The sequence below is a fragment of the Planococcus versutus genome (assembly GCF_001186155.3).
GTDB lineage: Bacteria > Bacillota > Bacilli > Bacillales_A > Planococcaceae > Planococcus > Planococcus versutus.
In genome coordinates this window covers 1,868,067-1,885,908 of the sequence record NZ_CP016540.2, presented here as the reverse complement: position 1 = coordinate 1,885,908, position 17,842 = coordinate 1,868,067, and the positions used below count along the sequence as shown (strand labels likewise).

Sequence of the window (17,842 nt, the reverse complement as noted above, 5' to 3'; positions counted from 1 at the left end):
AATTACACCGAACAAAACTACGTGAATAGTAGGAAGGAGAGAAATCGAAAGTGCCATACATTTTAGCGAATATCTACACAAAAATAAATCGGAAGGCTTACTTGTACATAATTAGACGCGAACCATTATGGGGGGATGGGTTTTCGGTACCGAGACGGCAAGCAAGATGAATTGGAACTAGGCTATAGCATCGTCCCAAATTATCAAGGCTATGGCCATGCAACCGAAATGGCACAAGCTTTAGTAGCATGGGGAAAAATGCAGTCAGGTATCAACAAAATAATTGCCAGCTGCGATTACGAAAATTATGCTTCTATTCGTGTGTTAGATAAAGCTGGATTGAAAAGAGTTGAGAAAAAGGATAGTAAAATTTATTGGTCAACTTGAAAGGGATAAAAAAATAAACCTTAATTGACTGATACGCAGTCAATGAAGGTTTAGACAAAGTGTTTATTCGACTGGAATTTTCGTGGCTTCTTTTTTGACGAAGTCACTAAATTCGTCGCCCCAATTACAAATAGATGTAACAACAGGCTCTAGTCGAAGACCGATATCACTCAACTGATACTCTACTTTAGGTGGCACAACAGGATAAACAAAACGAGTTATGATTTGGTCTTCTTCTAATTCTCTTAGTTGCCTAATTAACATACGCTGATTGGCTTGGGGAAGTTTTTTCTGTATTTCACTCAGTCGTAGTGGAGAATCATGCAATAGACACCAGATAACAGCTATTTTCCAACGGCCGCCAATAGCTGACAACGCCAAATCTTTCCCAGAGAAATAGGTTTTTTCTTTATAATGAATTTCCAAGTGTTCTCACTCCTTTATGTTTATACTAACCTGTAATGACAAAAAAGTCAGTACTGCTCAATAGGACTTTAGTAAAAAGATAAGTCTAGACTAAAAAACAGTAGAAAAAGGGAGATGTCATGAATAAAAGAGCTGCGATTGCATTTAGATCAGAAAAAGCACTTAATATGAAAAAGTGTGAAAATGAAAAATTAAAAACGAATAAGTCATTATCAAATAATGACACTGATAAAACAATAGTTGAAGTTGACTGGAAGATCATGGGACTTAGACATCTCTTTTTATATCTCGCTTAAACAATTGCAAAAGGAGTAGCCGTGTATAGTGACAAAATCGTCAGTATTGTTTAAAGGATTTTTGTATGTAATGATAGATACATAGTATAAAACAAACAAAAAGAAAGAAGGCATAAATATGAAAAGTAGAGCAGCAGTCGCGTTTAAAGCAGGAGAACCTCTTCAAATCGTTGAAATCGACGTAGAAGAACCAAAAGCAAATGAAGTACTGGTTAAAATTTTATACACGTCAGTTTGTCATACAGACGCGTTCACATTATCTGGAGATGATCCAGAAGGCGTTTTTCCGTCAGTTTTAGGACATGAAGGTGGAGGCGTCGTTGTTTCAGTTGGTGAAGGAGTGACATCTGTAGCCCCAGGAGATCACGTGATTCCACTTTACACAGCAGAATGCGGTAAATGTAAATTCTGTTTGTCAGGTAAAACTAACCTTTGCAGTGCGGTTCGTGAAACACAAGGAAAAGGTTTAATGACCGATGGCACAACGCGCTTTTCATACAACGGCGAGCCAGTTTATCATTATATGGGTACTAGTACGTTTAGTGAATACACTGTAGTCAATGAAGTAAGTTTAGCGAAAGTAGCAAAAGACGCGCCACTAGACAAAGTTTGTTTACTTGGCTGTGGCGTCACGACAGGCATGGGTGCTGTAAAGAATACAGCCAAGGTTGAAGAAGGTGCGGTAGCAGCTGTATTCGGCGTAGGCGCCATTGGACTAGCTGTTGTACAAGGACTGGTAAAAGCAAATGCTAGTCGTATTATTGTGATTGATTTAAACGAAGATAAATTTGAATTAGCGAAGAAAATGGGTGCGACTGATTTTATTAATCCATCGAAATTTGATAAGCCGATTCAAGAAGTGATTGTGGATATGACTGATGGCGGAGTTGATTACAGCTTTGAATGTATCGGCAATGTAGAAGTAATGCGTTCGGCACTAGAATGTTGTCATAAAGGTTGGGGAGAAAGTATTATTCTTGGTGTTGCTGGAGCGGGCAAAGAAATTAGTACACGTCCTTTCCAATTAGTGACAGGTCGTGTGTGGCGTGGATCGGCATTTGGCGGCGTTAAAGGACGTACAGAATTACCAGGAATGGTGCAGGAATTTATGAACGGTGACATTGATTTAGAATCGTTCATCACGCACCAATTGCAGTTCCAAGATATTAACCAAGCATTTGAACTTTTGCACAAAGGTGAATCGATTCGCACAATCTTAACATATGGAGAGTGAAATGATGAGTCTCAAAGTTAGTGAAACAAAACTTGCTTTTGGTGGAGAACAACGTAAATATACCCATTATTCGGAAGTTTTGCAATGTGATATGGCATTTAGCATTTACTTACCATCAAACAAACAACAAAAAGAAATTCCTCTTATTTGGTGGCTATCAGGCTTAACGTGCACAGATGATAATTTCAGTCAAAAAAGTGGTTTCCAAAGGCTAGCTGAACAACATCAAGTGGCAGTTATTATTCCCGATACATCACCTCGTGGTGAAAACGTTGCAGATGATGATGCATATGACCTTGGTCAAGGAGCTGGGTTTTATATAGATGCTACTAAACAACCGTGGTCGGAACATTATAAAATGTATACGTATATCACAGAGGAACTAACTGGAATTGCGTCTACTCTTGTTCCTCATTTCTCAGGGAAAGAAAGCATTATGGGACATTCAATGGGAGGTCATGGTGCTTTAGTAATTGGACTAAAAAACACAAAACGATTTAAAGCCATTTCTGCTTTTTCACCAATTTTAACTCCCACTCAAGTTCCATGGGGAATAAAAGCATTTTCAACTTATTTAGGAGAAGACCAAGATTCATGGAAGTCATGGGACGCTTCAGAGCTGATCAAAGTGACAGAAGCTCCACCTATTATGATTTCACAAGGCACACAAGATGGTTTTTATCCAGAACAGTTGAATGAAACGATATTTTTAAAAAATGCTACAGAAAATAACCAATTGATTAATTATAAGAAAGAGGAAGGTTACGATCATAGCTATTTCTTTATCTCAACTTTCTTAGAAGAACATTTTAATTTTCATATTAATCAGTTATCATAGTTAGTTGTGTAAACAGGGCGTACTTACAGTGAAGTTCATGTGAGTATGCTTTATTACTTTTATGATTGCGAGACAAGTGCGATGAAGTTCGAACAAGTGTCAGCTATAATTAAAAGAGGCCATTTTAAATGTATAATGGCATCAAATTTCAGTTCAACTTAAAAAATGTTAACTAAAAGGTCGTGATGATATGAATTTTAAAAAAATGTTAGAAAATGAGCAGATAAAACCATATTTACTAAAAGCTCGCTACGGTGTAGAAAAAGAAGGTCAACGAGTGGATTTGACAGGGAAATTAGCAGCAACAACTCATCCAAAAACTATTTTAATGAGCAACGAACATCCTTATATCAAACGAGATTTTTCAGAAACACAGTTGGAATTAGTGACCCCTGTCACTGATTCTTTAGAAGAACTTTTTGATTACTTATCTGCGATTCATGAAGTAACTTACCGATCGATGGATAAAGACGAAATGATTTGGCCATTGAGTATGCCACCTGGATTGCCAGCGGATGAGAAAGACATTGTTCTTGCGAAACTAGCAGATCCTGAAGGAGTTCGTTATCGTGAATTGTTGGCACAAGAACACGGACGTCGCAAACAAATGATTAGTGGCATTCATTATAATTTTGAGTTTGGTGAGGAATTAATTCAAAAGCTATTTAAAGCTCAATCTGAAATTACAAAATATCATCAGTTTAAAACTAAAATTTACATGAAAATTACACGGAATTATTTACACTATCGTTGGTTAATTACTTACCTCTATGGTGCGACTCCTAGCAGTGAAAAGAATTTTTTTGAAGACAAGTCGTTAGATCAACCTGTAAGAAGCATCAGAAGCAGTAAATATGGGTACGTAAATTGCAAAGATATTCAAGTGTCCTATAGTAGTTTGGAAAAATACATTTCCGATATTTCGACGATGGTCGAGCAAGGACGATTATTAGAAGAAAAAGAATTTTACGCCGATGTGCGTTTACGAGGTGGAAATAAAGTTTCAGATTTGGAAGAACGCGGTATTCGTTATATCGAGTTACGCAATATCGATATTAATCCTTTTGAACAAAACGGCATAAGCTACCAACAAGCGGAATTTCTTCATATTTTCTTAATTTATATGCTATGGATAGACGAAAGCGAGCAGCATGATGACTGGGTAACTGAAGGTGAAAAAAGGAGCGAAAAAGTAGCGCTGGAGCATCCATTAGCGATTACAGAGTTTAAAGCAGAAGCTGAAGCCATGTTAAATGAAATCGAACACATGGTAGAAAACTTTGAGTTATCAGTTTCTGAGAACTTATTCGATACATTGAGAGAAATGGTGACAGACCCGAGTAAAACGTTAGCAGGAAGACTTTTCAAACAAAGTGAACAAAGCAATCAAAGTCAAGTAGCGACGCGTCTCGGTAAAGCATACTATGACGAGGCTTGGAATAACCCTTATCAACTAGCTGCATTTACCGACATGGAATTATCTACGCAATTGTTAGTGTTTGATGCGATTCAACAAGGCATTGAAGTAGACATTATAGATCGGCATGATCAATTTTTAAAACTAGTATTGAATGATCATGAAGAATATGTGAAAAATGGCAATATGACAAGTAAGGATAGCTACATTGCATCATTAATCATGGAAAACAAAACAGTCACCAAAAAAATTCTTCACAAGCAAGGTTTTCGTGTGCCACAAGGTGAAGAATTTAATGACCTTGCTAACGCTTTGCGTTCGTATCATCAGTTTTCGACGATGGCGTTTGTTGTCAAACCAAAATCAACGAACTATGGTTTAGGCATTTCTATTTTTAGAGAAGGTGCAACTTACGAAGATTATACACAAGCGCTGACACTAGCATTTAAAGAAGATTCATCTGTTTTAATTGAAGAGTTTCTTTATGGAACAGAATATCGCTTTTTTGTAATGAATGATAAAGTGCAAGCAGTCATGGCGCGAATTCCTGCAAACGTTACAGGAGACGGGGCAAAGACGATTGAAGAACTTGTCGCTGAAAAAAACAAAGATCCACTAAGAGGTAGAGATCACCGCACGCCACTTGAAAAAATTCAATTAGGTGAGCTTGAAATTTTAATGTTAAAAGGTCAAGGTAAGCAACCAAGCTCGATTCCTGAAAAAGGAGAAGTCCTTTACTTGCGTGAAAATTCCAATGTCAGTACGGGTGGAGATTCAATTGATGTCACTGATCACATTCGAGACGATTATAAAAACATAGCAGTAAAATCAGTCGCTGCTCTTGGCGCTAAAATTAGTGGTCTTGATTTGATTATTAAAGATATTGAAGTTCCAGCAGCAAATGATAATGCGTATGGAATCATCGAAGCAAACTTTAATCCTTCTATGTATATGCATATCTTTCCGTACAAAGGAAAGTCGCGTCGTTTAACGATGGAATTGCTTGAATATTTGTTTCCAGAGCTTATAAAAAAATAGAATAGTAACTACAAAAAAACACCGGTAAAAACCTGGTGTTTTTTTGTAGTTATAAATAGTAAATTGATTTATCGAATAATTGCTGTTTGTCTTCAAATCGATAATTGTGCCGCCACTTAATAAATACTTCTTTTGCTATCCCTAACTTTTTTGAGCCTTGCACAGCATTCATTTTTTCGATGACGCATACCTCATAAAGTATTTCTTCCAACGACTTATTAAAATTAAGTTCAATAGCCTTTTTGAAGTGATCATAGTTCATTAAAGTACCTCCTGACTTATTCGCTTTATTTAAAAAAGCACAAGCAAGATAGAGCTCATGCCTGTGCATAGTGATTTGGAATTGTATACTATTCAAATGCGACATTATGTTGAACTTGATCTTGGTTAGTCCATGTAATAATTGTTCCTGGCGCAACGGTGATGGTTTCTTCACCGAATTCATAGTCAGCAATATCAACAGCTACTCTATCCATTGCATCTGCGTTGTCATCTACCACAACTGTCATTTGCATTACAGGATGTGGTTCACAAAAAATCGAATACTCGCCAGTTTCGTTAAATACAAAGCTAGTCATCTCACCATTTGACAGTAAGTCCGAAGCAGTTCCACTTTTCGCCTCAGGTGAGCTTTCTTCTGCAGGTTCAGCTTCCGTTGTTTCTTCATCAGTCACTTCTTCCGCTGGCTCTTCTTCTACTACTTCTTCAGTAGTGGGCTCTTCTTCAGTACTCGCTTGTTCTTGCGTTACAGGTTCAGACTTTTCATCATCCGATGCTTGTTCTTGTCCACAAGCGGCCAATGATAAAATTGATGCGGCAAGAAGAAATCCGAATTTTTTAGTAATCATAATAGTTCCTCCTCATTTTTAGTTCTTGCTTACAGAACGTGCACAAAGAGAGATTAGATTACTTTTAATAAAAAAAGTTTAAGCGTATACGAAAATATACTAAATATCTTCTTCTATATAAATCGAAAGAAAATCTGCTTTTTTTCACTTAAGTAACGATTTAGTTTATTGTCAATCACTTGAGAGCTTATCTGCTAATGCTTTACAGATTCTTTATTGAATCTATTCAACGCATTAAATTAATTTTTAAAAAAGTGATCTAAAATAATTCCTTTTGCGTTATGCCTGTATAACGAAAAAAAACGAGAAAAGGGAGCGATTTTAGATGAAATTAAACAAAGTACTTTTAGCCTTACCCCTTAGCCTAGCATTACTTGTACCAACAGCAGCACTTGCAGACAGCCACGGAGGCACAACGCCGACAAGCGAATCTGCAATGGACATGAGCACCGCAACACCTGCGGCGGAATTGCGCATTGCACTAGATACGACTTTAACGGAGCATGCGTTCTTAGCAGTTGAAGCGATGCGTAAAGGCGTCGATGGCGCTGAAGATTTCGACCAAGCAGCCGGTGCGTTACTAGCGAACGCTGACGACTTGTCTGCGGCCGTTGGATCGGTTTATGGCGACGAAGGCGCTGCACAGTTTGATGAAATTTGGAAATCGCACATTGGCTATTTCGTCGATTACGTCACAGCGACCGCTGAAGACAACCAAGAAGGCAAAGACCAAGCGTTAGCGGAACTAGAAAAATACAAAGTGGAACAATCGAAATTCTTTGATACCGCAACAGGCGGACTTTTACCAGCAGCGGCGGTTCAAGAAGGTTTGGACATGCACGTCGATCAGTTGATCATGGCGTTTGACGCGTATGTAGCAGGTGATTTTGAAAAAGCGTATTCATTAGAACGTGAATCGATTCAACACATGAGCATGTTTGCCGAAAGCTTGTCAGTTGCGATCACCACTCAATTCCCGGACAAATTTGACAACACAAGTGCCGATACACCAGCTATTGATCTACGTGCAACATTGAACACAACGTTCACAGAACATGCAGGACTTGCGGTTATGGCGATGCAAGACGGTGCTGACGGTGCAGAAAGTTTTGACCAAGCAGCCGGCGCACTTTTAGCGAACGCTGATGACTTAAGTGCAGCAGTAGGATCTGTTTACGGCGAGGAAGCCGGAATGCAGTTTGAAGAAACATGGAAGTCACACATTGGTTACTTCGTCGATTACGTAACGGCAACCGGTGAAGGCAACAAAGAAGGACAAGAACAAGCACGTGCAGAGCTTGATCAGTATATCGTAGACCAAGCAGCATTCTTAGACGCAGCAACGGAAGGACGCGTTCCTGCAGCAGCACTTGAAGAAGGCTTAACTGCACACGTTGGGCAACTACTGGCGTCATTTGATTCGTATGTAGCGGGCGATTATGACGCAGCGTACAGTTCACTTCGCGAGGCGTATGCGCATATGCAAATGCCAGCAGCTGGCTTGTCTGCAGCGATAGTGGATCAATTCCCAGATCAATTTAACGCAACAGAAATGCCATCTGAAATGCCGAAAACAGGCATGGGCGGCATGTCCGATACCGGATCATTCCCATTGATGTGGGTACTTGCAGGCTTAATGCTAGCAGCATTGACTACAGCAGTAGCAGTTCGCACGCGTAAGCAGTAAGTAGAAGGAACAAAAAAGCTAAATAGAGTGTTAAAGTTAGTAGAATAGTATTATTTTAACTTTTAAAAAACTCTTTCATTTAATGCGTAGGAAATTTCTACAATTAAATGGAAGAGTTTTTATTTGTCAATATTTATTATTCATTCTCTAATTTATTATTGGAAGTATAATCTTCAACGCTATTTTATTTCAATTGACCTACTAAGCTTGTTCTGATAAAGCTTTAAAGTCAGGTGCAGTCGGATTTGCAATATAATGTCCGCCTTCAACTTGAATTGTTTGTCCAGTAATAAATTTAGATTCATCAGAAGCAAGGAAAAGTGCGGTATAACCGATGTCATCCGCTTCGCCATGATAGGGAAGTGCATTATACTTTTCAAAAATCGCCAGTACTTCAGTTGATAAGTTACTTTTAGCAGCGGGTGTTAAGATTAAACCTGGAGCTATACCGTTACATCGAATTTTGTCTTTACCATACTGAGTAGCAGTGTATCTCGTTAAGTTCACAACAGCTGCTTTTGAAGCTCCGTAAGCAGAACGGACGACATCTCCTGTAAACCCTGCCATTGAAGCGGTATTGATGATTGACCCACCACCTGCTTTGATCATATGCGGAATAGCAAAGCGGCTACCTAAAAGCACACTTTTCAAATTTACATTCATAAGTCGATCCCATTCATCTAAATCCATATGGACAATATCTAAGTCTTTTTTTAGATTTGTTAACCCAACGTTATTAAATAGAACGGTAAGCGTTCCATATTGTTTTACAGTAAATTCAACGGCTTCTTTGATAGAAGCTTCTTTCGACGCATCCAAAAAGACACTTGAAGCTTCTCCACCTTCATCTCGAATTTTAGTTGCAGCCTCTTTAGCACCTTCTGTATTAAAGTCGGCAATAACTACTTTTGCGCCTTCTTTCGCTAAAAGCCTTGCTGTTGAAAAGCCAATGCCAGAAGCTCCTCCTGTTATTAATGCTACTTTCTCTTGAACTCGTTTCATCTGTATCTCTCCTATAGAATTATTTTTTTGTTGTTAAGCTTTTTAACAACTTTTCGTTAATGGATAAGTATTGCGCAATTTCATCTTCATCCAATACTTGGAACATGTCCATATGCTGCCGTTTTCCTAATTCTTGTGCTTTTTCGAGTAAACTTATTCCTGATGGTGTGATTTTCAATAGTACTTGTCTGCGATCGAGCTCATTGAATGTCCGAATAGCAAGTTCAAGTTTGATTAATTTTGTCGCAATATTTGTTAAGGCGCCACCAGTAAAGCCGAGTAAATTTGCTAGTTTCATTTGATTTTGAGGACCATTTCGCTCTAATTCACTTAAAACTAGTATAGAAGAAACGCTCAAATTGTAAGGAAAACTATCATTCCAGATAATAATAGCTTTATTCGTAATAGCTTCTACTGTATGAATAAGTTTAAATAAATTTTCTGTCTCCAATTAGTTTACGCCTCGATTCTAGTTTCCTACTTTTAAGAAGTACGGAATATACATATAGATTTACTCAGGCAACTATAAAAAAACGAAAGAATGATTTCCTTCTAAAAATACGAACAACTCCCAGAAACTACTTTAACATTAAAGTAGTTTCCCGAAAAGTATTAAGGCACTAATTTTAAACACTGCTGTGTATTTTTAGTTACTGAAATTCTTATGAAACGTAAGAAATTATTCTTAAGTAGAGCTGAAAAAGAGTAGCTAGCTATTTTTAATTTTTTAAAAAGGAATTTCGAAAAAATAAATAATCCATTTTATATCCTTTTCTATTTACATTTATGTAGGGACAGTATAAACTAAAGAAAAGTTTCCCGAAGGAAAGACATTTCACATCGGAAAATAAATGGCGGAGGGGAAGTAAAATGGTTCCTGCACTTAAAATAAAAAATATACATGTCTCTTATTTTGGTAGAACTGCAATTGAAGCAATTGACTTAACACTCGAACAAGGAAAAGTATTAGGAATTATTGGGCCCAACGGTGCGGGCAAATCAACGCTATTAAAAGCATTACTAAATCTTGTATCAGTCGATAAAGGAAGTATTGAAATATTCGGTGGGACATTAAAAGAAAATCGGAAACGAATTGCTTATGTCCCACAAAGAAATCAATACGACTGGGATTTTCCAATTCATGTTCTTGATGCGGTATTAATCGGTACTTATCCGAATTTAGGCATCTTTAAGCGTCCAAAGAAAAAAGACAAAGAATGGGCTTATGAATGTTTGAAAAAAGTGGGGATGGAAGAGTTCTCAAATCGTCAAATTGGTGAGCTATCGGGAGGTCAACAACAGCGTGTATTTCTTGCAAGAGCACTCGCACAAAAAGCAGATATTTTCTTTTTAGACGAACCATTTGTTGGAATTGACGTATCTAGTGAAGAAATGATTGTTAAGCTGTTAAAAGACTTGCGTGATCAAGGCAAAACAGTGGTAGTTGTGCATCATGATTTAAGTAAAGCAAACGAATATTTTGATGAGTTGCTCTTGCTGAACAAGCATGTGATTCAGTTTGGCAATCCTCAGCAAGTATTGCGTCCAGAAGTTATGCGACAAGCTTATGAAAGTGAATTGTCATTTTTATTTGAAGTTGGGGTGAATGGATAATGGCATTTATTGATGGATTGATTGAATATGACTTTTTGCAAAAAGCCTTGCTGACATCCGTCATGGTAGGTGTTGTTTGTGGAGTCATTGGGTGTTTTATTATTTTAAGAGGAATGGCACTTATGGGCGATGCAATTTCACACGCAGTATTACCAGGAGTCGCAATTTCTTACGCACTTGGCATCAACTTTTTTTTCGGAGCCGTATTTACAGGCGTGTTAACAGCGATCGGTATTGGTTTTGTTAGTCAAAACAGCCGCATTAAACAAGACACATCGATTGGTATTGTGTTTTCTGCTGCATTTGCCTTAGGGGTCATTCTTATAACTGTACTTGAAAGTAGTACAGATCTCTATCATATTTTATTTGGAAACGTATTAGCCGTAAGACCTTCAGATATGTGGATTACATTAACTATCGGGGTAATAGTATTAGTGTCTGTATATGTATTCTATAAAGAATTACTTGTAACTTCTTTTGATGAAACAATGGCACAAGTTTACGGACTTCCAGTAAGACTGATCCATTATTTTTTAATGACGTTACTAACAATGGTTACTGTCGCATCACTTCAAACGGTCGGCATCATATTAGTAGTTGCTATGCTAATTACACCTGCGGCAACTGCTTATCTTTTGACAGATCGTCTATCAACAATGATTTTCTTGTCAGCTTCAATAGGTGCTAGTGCAGCTGTAATCGGATTGTACTTCAGCTTTACTTATAATTTGGCATCAGGTGCAACGATTGTACTTGCTGCAACAACTTTGTTTGTGATAGCGTTTCTCTTTTCACCAAAACAAGGGATTTTATGGCGCAAAATAAGTACGAAGAGAAAAAAACAATTAGCAAATTAAATTTAAACAAAAAAGGAGAGTATACATGCGCAAAAGGAGTAAGTTTTTTATAATGAGTTTGACTTTGTTTGTCATTTTAGCAGGGTGTTCAAACACCGATAGTAGTGAAAAAGATACTAGTGAAGATAAGTTGCAGGTTATAACCACGTACTCAATTCTTTATGATATCGTCAAAAATGTGGGCGGTGACAAGATCGAACTTCACAGTTTAGCTCCTATTGGATCTAACCCTCATGAATACGAAACCTTACCACTCGACGTTCAAAAAACAACCGACGCGGATATAGTTTTCTATAACGGCTTAAATTTAGAAGCAGGTAACTCATGGTTTGAAAAACTATTGAGTACTGCTGGTAAAAGTGGAGATTCAGCACCTGTTTATAAGATGAGCGAAGGTGTTGAACCGATGTTTTTGACAACTGAAGGAAAAGAAGGAGAAGAAGATCCTCATGCATGGTTAGATATTCAAAACGGTATTAAATATACAGAAAATGCAAGAGATGCGTTGATTGAAGTAGATCCAGAACATAAAGAAGAATACGAAAAAAATGCGAAAGAATACCTTGAACAGCTAGAAGCTCTTCACCAAGAAGCCATTGAACAATATAGCAAAATACCAAAAGAAAAACGTATTTTCGTAACGAGTGAAGGTGCATTTAAGTACTTTAGCAAAGCGTACGACTTTGAAGCAGCGTACATTTGGGAAATCAATCAAGAAAATCAAGGAACACCAGCACAAATTACACAAGTTGTAGACAAAATAAATGATCAACAAATTCAAGGGTTGTTTTTAGAAACAAGTATCGATGCCCGAAGTATGGAAACCGTAGCAAGAGAAACAGGTATGGCTATCAAAGGAAAAGTATTTACTGATTCGATTGGTAAGCCAGGAGAAGATGGAGATACGTATATCAAAATGATGAAGTGGAATATTGATACAATTCTTAAAGGATTGACCGACTAATTATCAATAAAAGAGCTGTCTCAAAGATCATGTGATATGACTTTTGGAGATAGCTCTTTTTATTATTTTCTTTGCTGAGATTGATATTCAGGCGTCTTGAAATTATAAACCGGCTTTAAAATAAACAGAACATCAATTGTCTCTTTTGTATGGGTGATAATTTCTTGTATGGATTTATAAGCAAAAGGAGATTCATCAATCAGATCTTGCATCACACTTGTTGTATAGACATTTTTCATTGTTGCCTTTTCCTTTAGCAAGGATAGAGCCATCGCGCATACTAATCAGAATTAACATCAGTTCATCTTTTCTTAAAAAAATGCTGATGTTCATCAGTGAGTAAAAAGAGTACTAATCCATTGCGGGTTAGTACTCTTTTGTTAGTTACAACTAACAAACTACATCGTATTCATTTCTTCTGGAGGTTGCTGTTGCTGCAAAGCGGCACGTAATTGCTCTTCTTGTTTTTCTTTTAATCTTAAATGTGCTTCTGTATAGCTAGGATTAATAGAACCACTGCCTAATCCTTCATTAATCATTTGGTCGATAGCATTAAAACGTTCAAGAGCTGTTAAATGTTGATTTTTCATTTTTAACCACTCCTTTCTTTTTTTCTAATAAGCAGCAATAGAATTAAAAAAATCGAGTGACAGTAGTAGTTGTTTCTTTTAGTATAGCATATTTTATGAATTTTCTGATAAATTATGCTATGGTTAGATTGAGCCATTTTAATCATCGTGGTCTTTATACACCACCTAATGAATAGAGAAAGGACTGATGCGTTATGGGAGAAGCAGCTAAAACAGTAGTTTTTGAAATTGAGCGGAGAAATTCTCCAGAAGAAGATTCGTATTGGGAAAAATTCGAATTGCCATATGTGATGAATATGAATGTGATTTCTGCTTTAATGGAGATTAGACGTAATCCTATAAATAGAGACGGTCAAAAAACGACACCTGTTACATGGGACATGAATTGTCTAGAAGAAGTATGTGGAGCTTGTTCAATGGTCATTAATGGCATTGCACGTCAGTCCTGTACTGCATTAGTTGATCAATTAGAACAACCGATAAAACTGCAGCCAATGAAGACGTTTCCGGTCGTGCGTGATTTAATCGTTGACCGCAGTACAATGTTCGATACTTTGAAGCAATTAAAAGCTTGGATTCCAATAGATGGAACTCATGATTTAGGAGAAGGGCCCCGTATGCCAGAACGCAAGCGACAATGGGCATATGAGTTATCGAAATGTATGACGTGTGGTGTTTGTTTAGAAGCCTGTCCGAACGTCAATGACAAATCAGATTTTATTGGCGCGGCACCTATATCACAAGTCCGTTTAATGAACGCCCATCCAACAGGTGCTATGAATAAAGATGTCCGTTTAAATTTACTTATGGGACCAGGCGGTATACAACTTTGTGGAATGGCTCAAAACTGTGTGGAAAGCTGTCCGAAAGGAATTCCATTAACAACTTCTATTTCAGCGATGAATCGTGATACGACAGTTCAAATGTTCCGCAATTTTTTTGGTAGTGACCGAATGGTTGAATAAATGCAACAAACAAAAAAAGAATGGAGCGTAAATTATGACTATAAAAAAACTGGAAGACCTTCAATTATATGATGAAAAAAAGTTAGCTAAAAATATTTTATTCAACGAAGATAAAAGCAAACTCATTGTTTTTAACTTTCTGCCAGGACAAACATTACCTAAACACGGACATCCTCATAAAAATGCATACGTATTTGTAGTCGAAGGAGAAGGTGTATGTTATTTAGATGAGGTACAGTCTACTATTCATTCGGGAGACGTCATACACTGCAATCCTCATCAAACAATTAGTATAGAAAATACAGGAACTACATCGATGACCGTTTATGTTGTACTTGCAGAAGAATAGAAGGTGTCTCTTTTCGTAAAAAAGCTTTACCGAACATAGAGTAACTAAGTTTTATTTAATAGCGATGCTATTTGCCAATGTAGCACCAGAAGATCAGTGAGAAGTAGATAAGGATATAGATGAAACACTAAAAAGAGCAAACTCAAAAGAGCCATTCGCTGAAAAATGCGATGGCTTTTTACTCTTCATGTTTATTTTTTAAATTACTAGAGAGACTGTTATACTCAAAGAAGTAAGAGTATCTATCAATAATAAAATAAACGTAAAAAACTTAAGGAGGGATCAAGATCTCACTCGACTGGTTAAGCACATTAAGTAATATATTTATTGTTTTAAATGTGGTATTGGCATTTTTTATTTTGTTTTTTGAACGAAAAACTGCTTCTTCTGCATGGGCTTGGATCATGATACTTTTCTTTATACCAATAGTTGGATTTGTTCTTTACTTGTTATTCGGAAAATCGTTAAGACGAGAGCGGTTAGATCTGCCAGTTGCTTATGAAAATCAAAATTTCTTAGAGCTTATGAATTGTCAACTAAATGAAATGAGAGACAATCGCTTCTTGCCGACTACAACGATTCCCGAAAAATGGTGGGATCTTATCCAAATGAATTTGACCAGAACTGAGGCACCTTTGTTGAAAGCGTCTGATATTAAAATTCTTAACGATGGCACTAAAAAGTTCGATGCTTTGTTTAACGATATACAACATGCTACAGACCATGTCCACTTGCAGTATTTTATTTTAAAAAATGATGAGTTGGGTCAACGGTTAGTGACATTGCTGACTGAAAAAGCAAAGCAAGGTGTAGAAATAGTATTTCTGTACGATGATTTGGGATCGAAAAGTCTTCCGAAAAATTTTTTTAAAGAGTTAGAGGCAGCAGGAGGAAAGACTGCTGCATTTTTGCCAGCATTATTGTCTAGTATCAATCCACGGTTTAACCACCGAAATCACCGGAAACTAGTTATTGTAGATGGTTTGATTGGCTATATTGGCGGCTTTAATGTGGGGGATGAGTACGTAGGAAAAAATATAAAATTTGGCTACTGGCGTGACACGCATCTTCGCATTGAAGGAGAGACCGTGCATTCTCTACAAAATCGTTTTTTTATCGACTGGAACCAAGCAGCCAAAAGTAATCAGCTAGAATACGCTGAACATTACTTTCCCGAAATCATCAATCAAACAGGCGCTTTGATGCAAATTGTTGCGAGCGGTCCTTTAGAAAGACATGAAGAAATTAAGAATGGCTACTTGAAAATGATTCATCATGCTCGACATTCTATTTATATCCAAACACCGTATTTTATTCCTGACAAATCCATTATGAATGCGTTACAAACAGCTGCACTCGGCGGCGTTGACGTTCAAATTATGATTCCTAATCAAGCAGATCACATATTTGTTCACTCGGCTACGTTATCGTATGCTCGCGAATTGCTTCAAGATGGTGTCAAAATTTTTTGCTACACCAATGGGTTCTTGCATGCAAAAACAGTAATAGTTGATCAAGAAGCATATTCTGTAGGATCGGCTAACATGGATATTCGCAGTTTCGCATTGAATTTTGAATTGAATGCTTTTGTCTATGATCCACAGTCAGCACTGGAAATGACGAATATTTTTCTTCAAGATAAAAAACTATCTGTTCAAATGACGGAACAGGTGTTTAATGAGCAGTCGAGGATTGAAAATACAAAACAAGTTATTGCAAAGTTAGTTTCGCCAATTATGTAAGTGGTGAAGAGAGTATGAGTACTTTAGTTATTTAAATGGTGAAAAGTGGCAAAAAACAGTTGTGAGCTCTATTTGATGGATGATCTTAATTCTGACACAAGGCTCACTTTAGTCCTTTTCATATCAGTTACGCACCAGTAATAGAAAAAGACGATTAATATATAAATAGAGAAGACACATGCTATAATGGTGAACTTAGGGCATACATGGTTTTGCCTCAACGGGACGGATGCCAAAAGCCTCCGCTTATCGAGAGAATATGGAGGTGTAACAAAATGAACAAGCGATGGAATATTAAAGAAATTAAAGCATTTGTCGAAAAAAATTCAGACAGTAAATTATTGTCGACAGAATATCATGGGTTTTCACAAAAACTATTATTTAAATGTGCATGTGGCAATAATTTTGAAAAAACATTTACAAAATTCAATACAAAAAACCAACGTAAATGTGAAGTATGCCAACCATTAAAAGTACCGCATAGCGAGTAAAAAATCAAAAAGCACTGATTTCTTTAAATAGAAATCAGTGCTTTTTTTGATGGAGAATTTATTTGTTTCGAACGTGGAATTGATACTGTGTGTTAGTGAGCGTCAAGATAATGACAATTGTAAAAATACTGAAAAGTTGCGAGGAATCTGAGACAATCGAGTAAAATAACAGTAGGATTATCGCTCCGACTAAAAGAGAATTCATGGTAAGGTAGGTTTTATATAAACCACCAAGCATGACATATTTTTCTCCATCATCGGAAACTTCTAGCAATTTTTTAGCGTAATTTTTTTCATTAACAGAGGGAAGTTGACGCTCTGGATACATTTTTTGTATAAGGCTAGGGAGCAAGAAAGAAAGTGAGGCGCTGATAAACACTAAAGCAATACCTGTCACAAGCATCCACAAAACTTGATCTGTTATAGCAGTTACACTTAAAGACGCTAAACTTACCAACATGGCAACGTTAGAACAAAGACTGGCATCTGAATACTGTCTATACATGCGTCCTTCCGCAGCATCTTCTTCATCGCCCGTAAACTTCTGATTGGTAAGAGACACAATGCTGAAATAGCGATAAATCGAAAACAAAGCAAGTAATGCTGCGATTGTCAGAAGAACGATATTGCTAATAGATGCATATGCAGATAGATTGATGCGAAAATCAGCTTCAAGTAAAACTAGCATTCCGAAAAATCCAATCAATGCGCCAATAATCAGTTGACCACTTGTTTTAAACAGTTTCTTCATTCTAATTCCTCCTCGTCAAATTGAAAAATCTCTTGAACTGGTTTATTAAAAACGCGCGCAATTTTCGTTGCAATGAGCAATGAAGGCATAAATTCTTCACGTTCGATCAAGCTGACAGTTTGACGTGAAATTTTTGCGCGTTTTGCTAATTCTGTTTGGTTTATACCTAAACTCGCCCTTAACTCTTTTAATTTTGTTTTCATGATTCCACCTCTTTATAGTTAAAGTGTAAATGATATGTTTCAAAATGACAAGTATATTAGTCAATTTAATGATAATTCTTATATTTTATAGATAAAATATAAGAATTATTAGAGAAAAAATTACTATCTCATGCGTTTCTATA

Annotated in this window: 22 protein-coding genes; 13 read left to right on the top strand and 9 right to left on the bottom strand. The window is 36.9% G+C overall.

Annotation, left to right across the window (positions count from 1 at the left end; translation table 11 throughout):
* The first annotated feature begins 135 nt into the window (after nucleotides 1–135).
* Nucleotides 136–387, top strand: a complete 252-nt coding sequence (locus I858_RS09775) for a GNAT family N-acetyltransferase (RefSeq protein WP_065524534.1) — start codon at nucleotides 136–138, stop codon at nucleotides 385–387.
* Between the two features lie 63 nt (nucleotides 388–450).
* Here I858_RS09775 and I858_RS09770 read toward each other — a convergent pair whose 3' ends face one another.
* Nucleotides 451–813, bottom strand: a complete 363-nt coding sequence (locus I858_RS09770; RefSeq protein WP_065524535.1) for a winged helix-turn-helix transcriptional regulator — start codon at nucleotides 811–813, stop codon at nucleotides 451–453.
* Nucleotides 814–932: 119 nt separating this feature from the next.
* On the opposite strand from I858_RS09770, the gene I858_RS17035 reads away from it, so the two are divergent.
* The 4 genes from I858_RS17035 to gshAB all read left to right on the top strand — a co-directional run bounded on the left by I858_RS17035 (nucleotide 933) and on the right by gshAB (nucleotide 5,636).
* A complete protein-coding gene (locus tag I858_RS17035) occupies nucleotides 933–1,109 on the top strand; it encodes a hypothetical protein (RefSeq protein WP_157886515.1) in 177 nt (58 codons plus the stop codon).
* A 118-nt stretch (nucleotides 1,110–1,227) separates the two neighbouring features.
* Complete coding sequence (locus tag I858_RS09765; RefSeq protein WP_065524536.1) at nucleotides 1,228–2,343, top strand: S-(hydroxymethyl)glutathione dehydrogenase/class III alcohol dehydrogenase; 1,116 nt, start codon at nucleotides 1,228–1,230, stop codon at nucleotides 2,341–2,343.
* A gap of 4 nt (nucleotides 2,344–2,347) precedes the next feature.
* Complete coding sequence (gene fghA, locus I858_RS09760; RefSeq protein WP_065524925.1) at nucleotides 2,348–3,181, top strand: S-formylglutathione hydrolase; 834 nt, start codon at nucleotides 2,348–2,350, stop codon at nucleotides 3,179–3,181.
* A 190-nt stretch (nucleotides 3,182–3,371) separates the two neighbouring features.
* On the top strand, nucleotides 3,372–5,636 hold the full coding sequence (gene gshAB / locus I858_RS09755) for a bifunctional glutamate--cysteine ligase GshA/glutathione synthetase GshB (RefSeq protein WP_065524537.1): 2,265 nt from the start codon (nucleotides 3,372–3,374) through the stop codon (nucleotides 5,634–5,636).
* A gap of 49 nt (nucleotides 5,637–5,685) precedes the next feature.
* On the opposite strand, the gene I858_RS09750 is transcribed toward gshAB, so the two are convergent.
* Both I858_RS09750 and I858_RS09745 read right to left on the bottom strand, forming a co-directional pair.
* Nucleotides 5,686–5,898 (bottom strand): hypothetical protein, encoded by a 213-nt coding sequence (locus tag I858_RS09750; protein WP_065524538.1) that lies wholly within the window; start codon nucleotides 5,896–5,898, stop codon nucleotides 5,686–5,688.
* 88 nt (nucleotides 5,899–5,986) lie between these two features.
* A complete protein-coding gene (locus I858_RS09745) occupies nucleotides 5,987–6,484 on the bottom strand; it encodes a plastocyanin/azurin family copper-binding protein (RefSeq protein ID WP_065524539.1) in 498 nt (165 codons plus the stop codon).
* Between the two features lie 325 nt (nucleotides 6,485–6,809).
* On the opposite strand from I858_RS09745, the gene I858_RS09740 reads away from it, so the two are divergent.
* Complete coding sequence (locus tag I858_RS09740) at nucleotides 6,810–8,171, top strand: copper amine oxidase (RefSeq protein ID WP_065524540.1); 1,362 nt, start codon at nucleotides 6,810–6,812, stop codon at nucleotides 8,169–8,171.
* 201 nt (nucleotides 8,172–8,372) lie between these two features.
* Here I858_RS09740 and I858_RS09735 read toward each other — a convergent pair whose 3' ends face one another.
* Together I858_RS09735 and I858_RS09730 are read right to left on the bottom strand one after the other, a co-directional pair.
* Complete coding sequence (locus I858_RS09735; protein WP_065524541.1) at nucleotides 8,373–9,173, bottom strand: SDR family NAD(P)-dependent oxidoreductase; 801 nt, start codon at nucleotides 9,171–9,173, stop codon at nucleotides 8,373–8,375.
* A 19-nt stretch (nucleotides 9,174–9,192) separates the two neighbouring features.
* Nucleotides 9,193–9,624, bottom strand: coding sequence for a MarR family winged helix-turn-helix transcriptional regulator (locus tag I858_RS09730; RefSeq protein ID WP_065524542.1), 432 nt, complete (start codon nucleotides 9,622–9,624; stop codon nucleotides 9,193–9,195).
* Nucleotides 9,625–10,043: 419 nt separating this feature from the next.
* Here I858_RS09730 and I858_RS09725 point away from each other — a divergent pair, with 419 nt between their 5' ends.
* Genes I858_RS09725 through I858_RS09715 form a run of 3 tightly spaced genes read left to right on the top strand, consistent with a single transcriptional unit; the run spans nucleotide 10,044 to nucleotide 12,608 of the window.
* Nucleotides 10,044–10,787: a metal ABC transporter ATP-binding protein gene (locus I858_RS09725; RefSeq protein WP_065524543.1), complete on the top strand. Its 744-nt coding sequence runs from the start codon at nucleotides 10,044–10,046 to the stop codon at nucleotides 10,785–10,787.
* A complete protein-coding gene (locus I858_RS09720) occupies nucleotides 10,787–11,644 on the top strand; it encodes a metal ABC transporter permease (protein ID WP_065524544.1) in 858 nt (285 codons plus the stop codon). The genes I858_RS09725 and I858_RS09720 overlap by 1 nt, the downstream gene beginning before the upstream one ends.
* Before the next feature lie 25 nt (nucleotides 11,645–11,669).
* Entirely contained in the window at nucleotides 11,670–12,608 is a 939-nt protein-coding gene (locus I858_RS09715; RefSeq protein ID WP_065524545.1) for a metal ABC transporter substrate-binding protein, read from the top strand.
* Nucleotides 12,609–12,670: 62 nt separating this feature from the next.
* Here the strand turns inward: I858_RS09715 and I858_RS17030 are convergent, their stop codons facing one another.
* On the bottom strand, nucleotides 12,671–12,847 hold the full coding sequence (locus tag I858_RS17030) for an RtcB family protein (RefSeq protein ID WP_157886514.1): 177 nt from the start codon (nucleotides 12,845–12,847) through the stop codon (nucleotides 12,671–12,673).
* 159 nt (nucleotides 12,848–13,006) lie between these two features.
* Nucleotides 13,007–13,198, bottom strand: coding sequence for a hypothetical protein (locus tag I858_RS09710; RefSeq protein ID WP_065524546.1), 192 nt, complete (start codon nucleotides 13,196–13,198; stop codon nucleotides 13,007–13,009).
* A 194-nt stretch (nucleotides 13,199–13,392) separates the two neighbouring features.
* Between I858_RS09710 and sdhB the strand changes: the two genes are divergently transcribed.
* The 4 genes from sdhB (at nucleotide 13,393) to I858_RS09690 (ending at nucleotide 16,745) form a co-directional block, all read left to right on the top strand.
* Nucleotides 13,393–14,163: a succinate dehydrogenase iron-sulfur subunit gene (sdhB, locus tag I858_RS09705; RefSeq protein WP_065524547.1), complete on the top strand. Its 771-nt coding sequence runs from the start codon at nucleotides 13,393–13,395 to the stop codon at nucleotides 14,161–14,163.
* A 34-nt stretch (nucleotides 14,164–14,197) separates the two neighbouring features.
* On the top strand, nucleotides 14,198–14,512 hold the full coding sequence (locus tag I858_RS09700) for a cupin domain-containing protein (protein ID WP_065524548.1): 315 nt from the start codon (nucleotides 14,198–14,200) through the stop codon (nucleotides 14,510–14,512).
* Between the two features lie 281 nt (nucleotides 14,513–14,793).
* A complete protein-coding gene (gene cls / locus I858_RS09695; RefSeq protein WP_338046090.1) occupies nucleotides 14,794–16,254 on the top strand; it encodes a cardiolipin synthase in 1,461 nt (486 codons plus the stop codon).
* 275 nt (nucleotides 16,255–16,529) lie between these two features.
* Nucleotides 16,530–16,745, top strand: coding sequence for a hypothetical protein (locus I858_RS09690; protein WP_065524550.1), 216 nt, complete (start codon nucleotides 16,530–16,532; stop codon nucleotides 16,743–16,745).
* A gap of 58 nt (nucleotides 16,746–16,803) precedes the next feature.
* On the opposite strand, the gene I858_RS09685 is transcribed toward I858_RS09690, so the two are convergent.
* The gene (locus tag I858_RS09685) at nucleotides 16,804–17,496 is read right to left on the bottom strand and encodes a DUF3169 family protein (protein WP_065524551.1); all 693 of its coding nucleotides are present in this window, start codon (nucleotides 17,494–17,496) and stop codon (nucleotides 16,804–16,806) included.
* On the bottom strand, nucleotides 17,493–17,699 hold the full coding sequence (locus I858_RS09680; RefSeq protein ID WP_065524552.1) for a helix-turn-helix transcriptional regulator: 207 nt from the start codon (nucleotides 17,697–17,699) through the stop codon (nucleotides 17,493–17,495). The genes I858_RS09685 and I858_RS09680 overlap by 4 nt, the downstream gene beginning before the upstream one ends.
* Between the last annotated feature and the right edge of the window lie 143 nt (nucleotides 17,700–17,842).

Bases quoted from the DNA above. Each gene is read 5' to 3' on its own strand.
- I858_RS09775 (WP_065524534.1), top strand. From the start codon at position 136: ATGGGTTTTCGGTACCGAGACGGCAAGCAAGATGAATTGGAACTAGGC.
- I858_RS17035 (WP_157886515.1), top strand. From the start codon at position 933: ATGAATAAAAGAGCTGCGATTGCATTTAGATCAGAAAAAGCACTTAAT.
- I858_RS09765 (WP_065524536.1), top strand. From the start codon at position 1,228: ATGAAAAGTAGAGCAGCAGTCGCGTTTAAAGCAGGAGAACCTCTTCAA.
- fghA (WP_065524925.1), top strand. From the start codon at position 2,348: ATGAGTCTCAAAGTTAGTGAAACAAAACTTGCTTTTGGTGGAGAACAA.
- gshAB (WP_065524537.1), top strand. From the start codon at position 3,372: ATGAATTTTAAAAAAATGTTAGAAAATGAGCAGATAAAACCATATTTA.
- I858_RS09750 (WP_065524538.1), bottom strand. From the start codon at position 5,898: ATGAACTATGATCACTTCAAAAAGGCTATTGAACTTAATTTTAATAAG.
- I858_RS09745 (WP_065524539.1), bottom strand. From the start codon at position 6,484: ATGATTACTAAAAAATTCGGATTTCTTCTTGCCGCATCAATTTTATCA.
- I858_RS09740 (WP_065524540.1), top strand. From the start codon at position 6,810: ATGAAATTAAACAAAGTACTTTTAGCCTTACCCCTTAGCCTAGCATTA.
- I858_RS09735 (WP_065524541.1), bottom strand. From the start codon at position 9,173: ATGAAACGAGTTCAAGAGAAAGTAGCATTAATAACAGGAGGAGCTTCT.
- I858_RS09725 (WP_065524543.1), top strand. From the start codon at position 10,044: ATGGTTCCTGCACTTAAAATAAAAAATATACATGTCTCTTATTTTGGT.
- I858_RS09720 (WP_065524544.1), top strand. From the start codon at position 10,787: ATGGCATTTATTGATGGATTGATTGAATATGACTTTTTGCAAAAAGCC.
- I858_RS09715 (WP_065524545.1), top strand. From the start codon at position 11,670: ATGCGCAAAAGGAGTAAGTTTTTTATAATGAGTTTGACTTTGTTTGTC.
- I858_RS17030 (WP_157886514.1), bottom strand. From the start codon at position 12,847: ATGAAAAATGTCTATACAACAAGTGTGATGCAAGATCTGATTGATGAA.
- I858_RS09710 (WP_065524546.1), bottom strand. From the start codon at position 13,198: ATGAAAAATCAACATTTAACAGCTCTTGAACGTTTTAATGCTATCGAC.
- sdhB (WP_065524547.1), top strand. From the start codon at position 13,393: ATGGGAGAAGCAGCTAAAACAGTAGTTTTTGAAATTGAGCGGAGAAAT.
- I858_RS09700 (WP_065524548.1), top strand. From the start codon at position 14,198: ATGACTATAAAAAAACTGGAAGACCTTCAATTATATGATGAAAAAAAG.
- I858_RS09690 (WP_065524550.1), top strand. From the start codon at position 16,530: ATGAACAAGCGATGGAATATTAAAGAAATTAAAGCATTTGTCGAAAAA.
- I858_RS09685 (WP_065524551.1), bottom strand. From the start codon at position 17,496: ATGAAGAAACTGTTTAAAACAAGTGGTCAACTGATTATTGGCGCATTG.
- I858_RS09680 (WP_065524552.1), bottom strand. From the start codon at position 17,699: ATGAAAACAAAATTAAAAGAGTTAAGGGCGAGTTTAGGTATAAACCAA.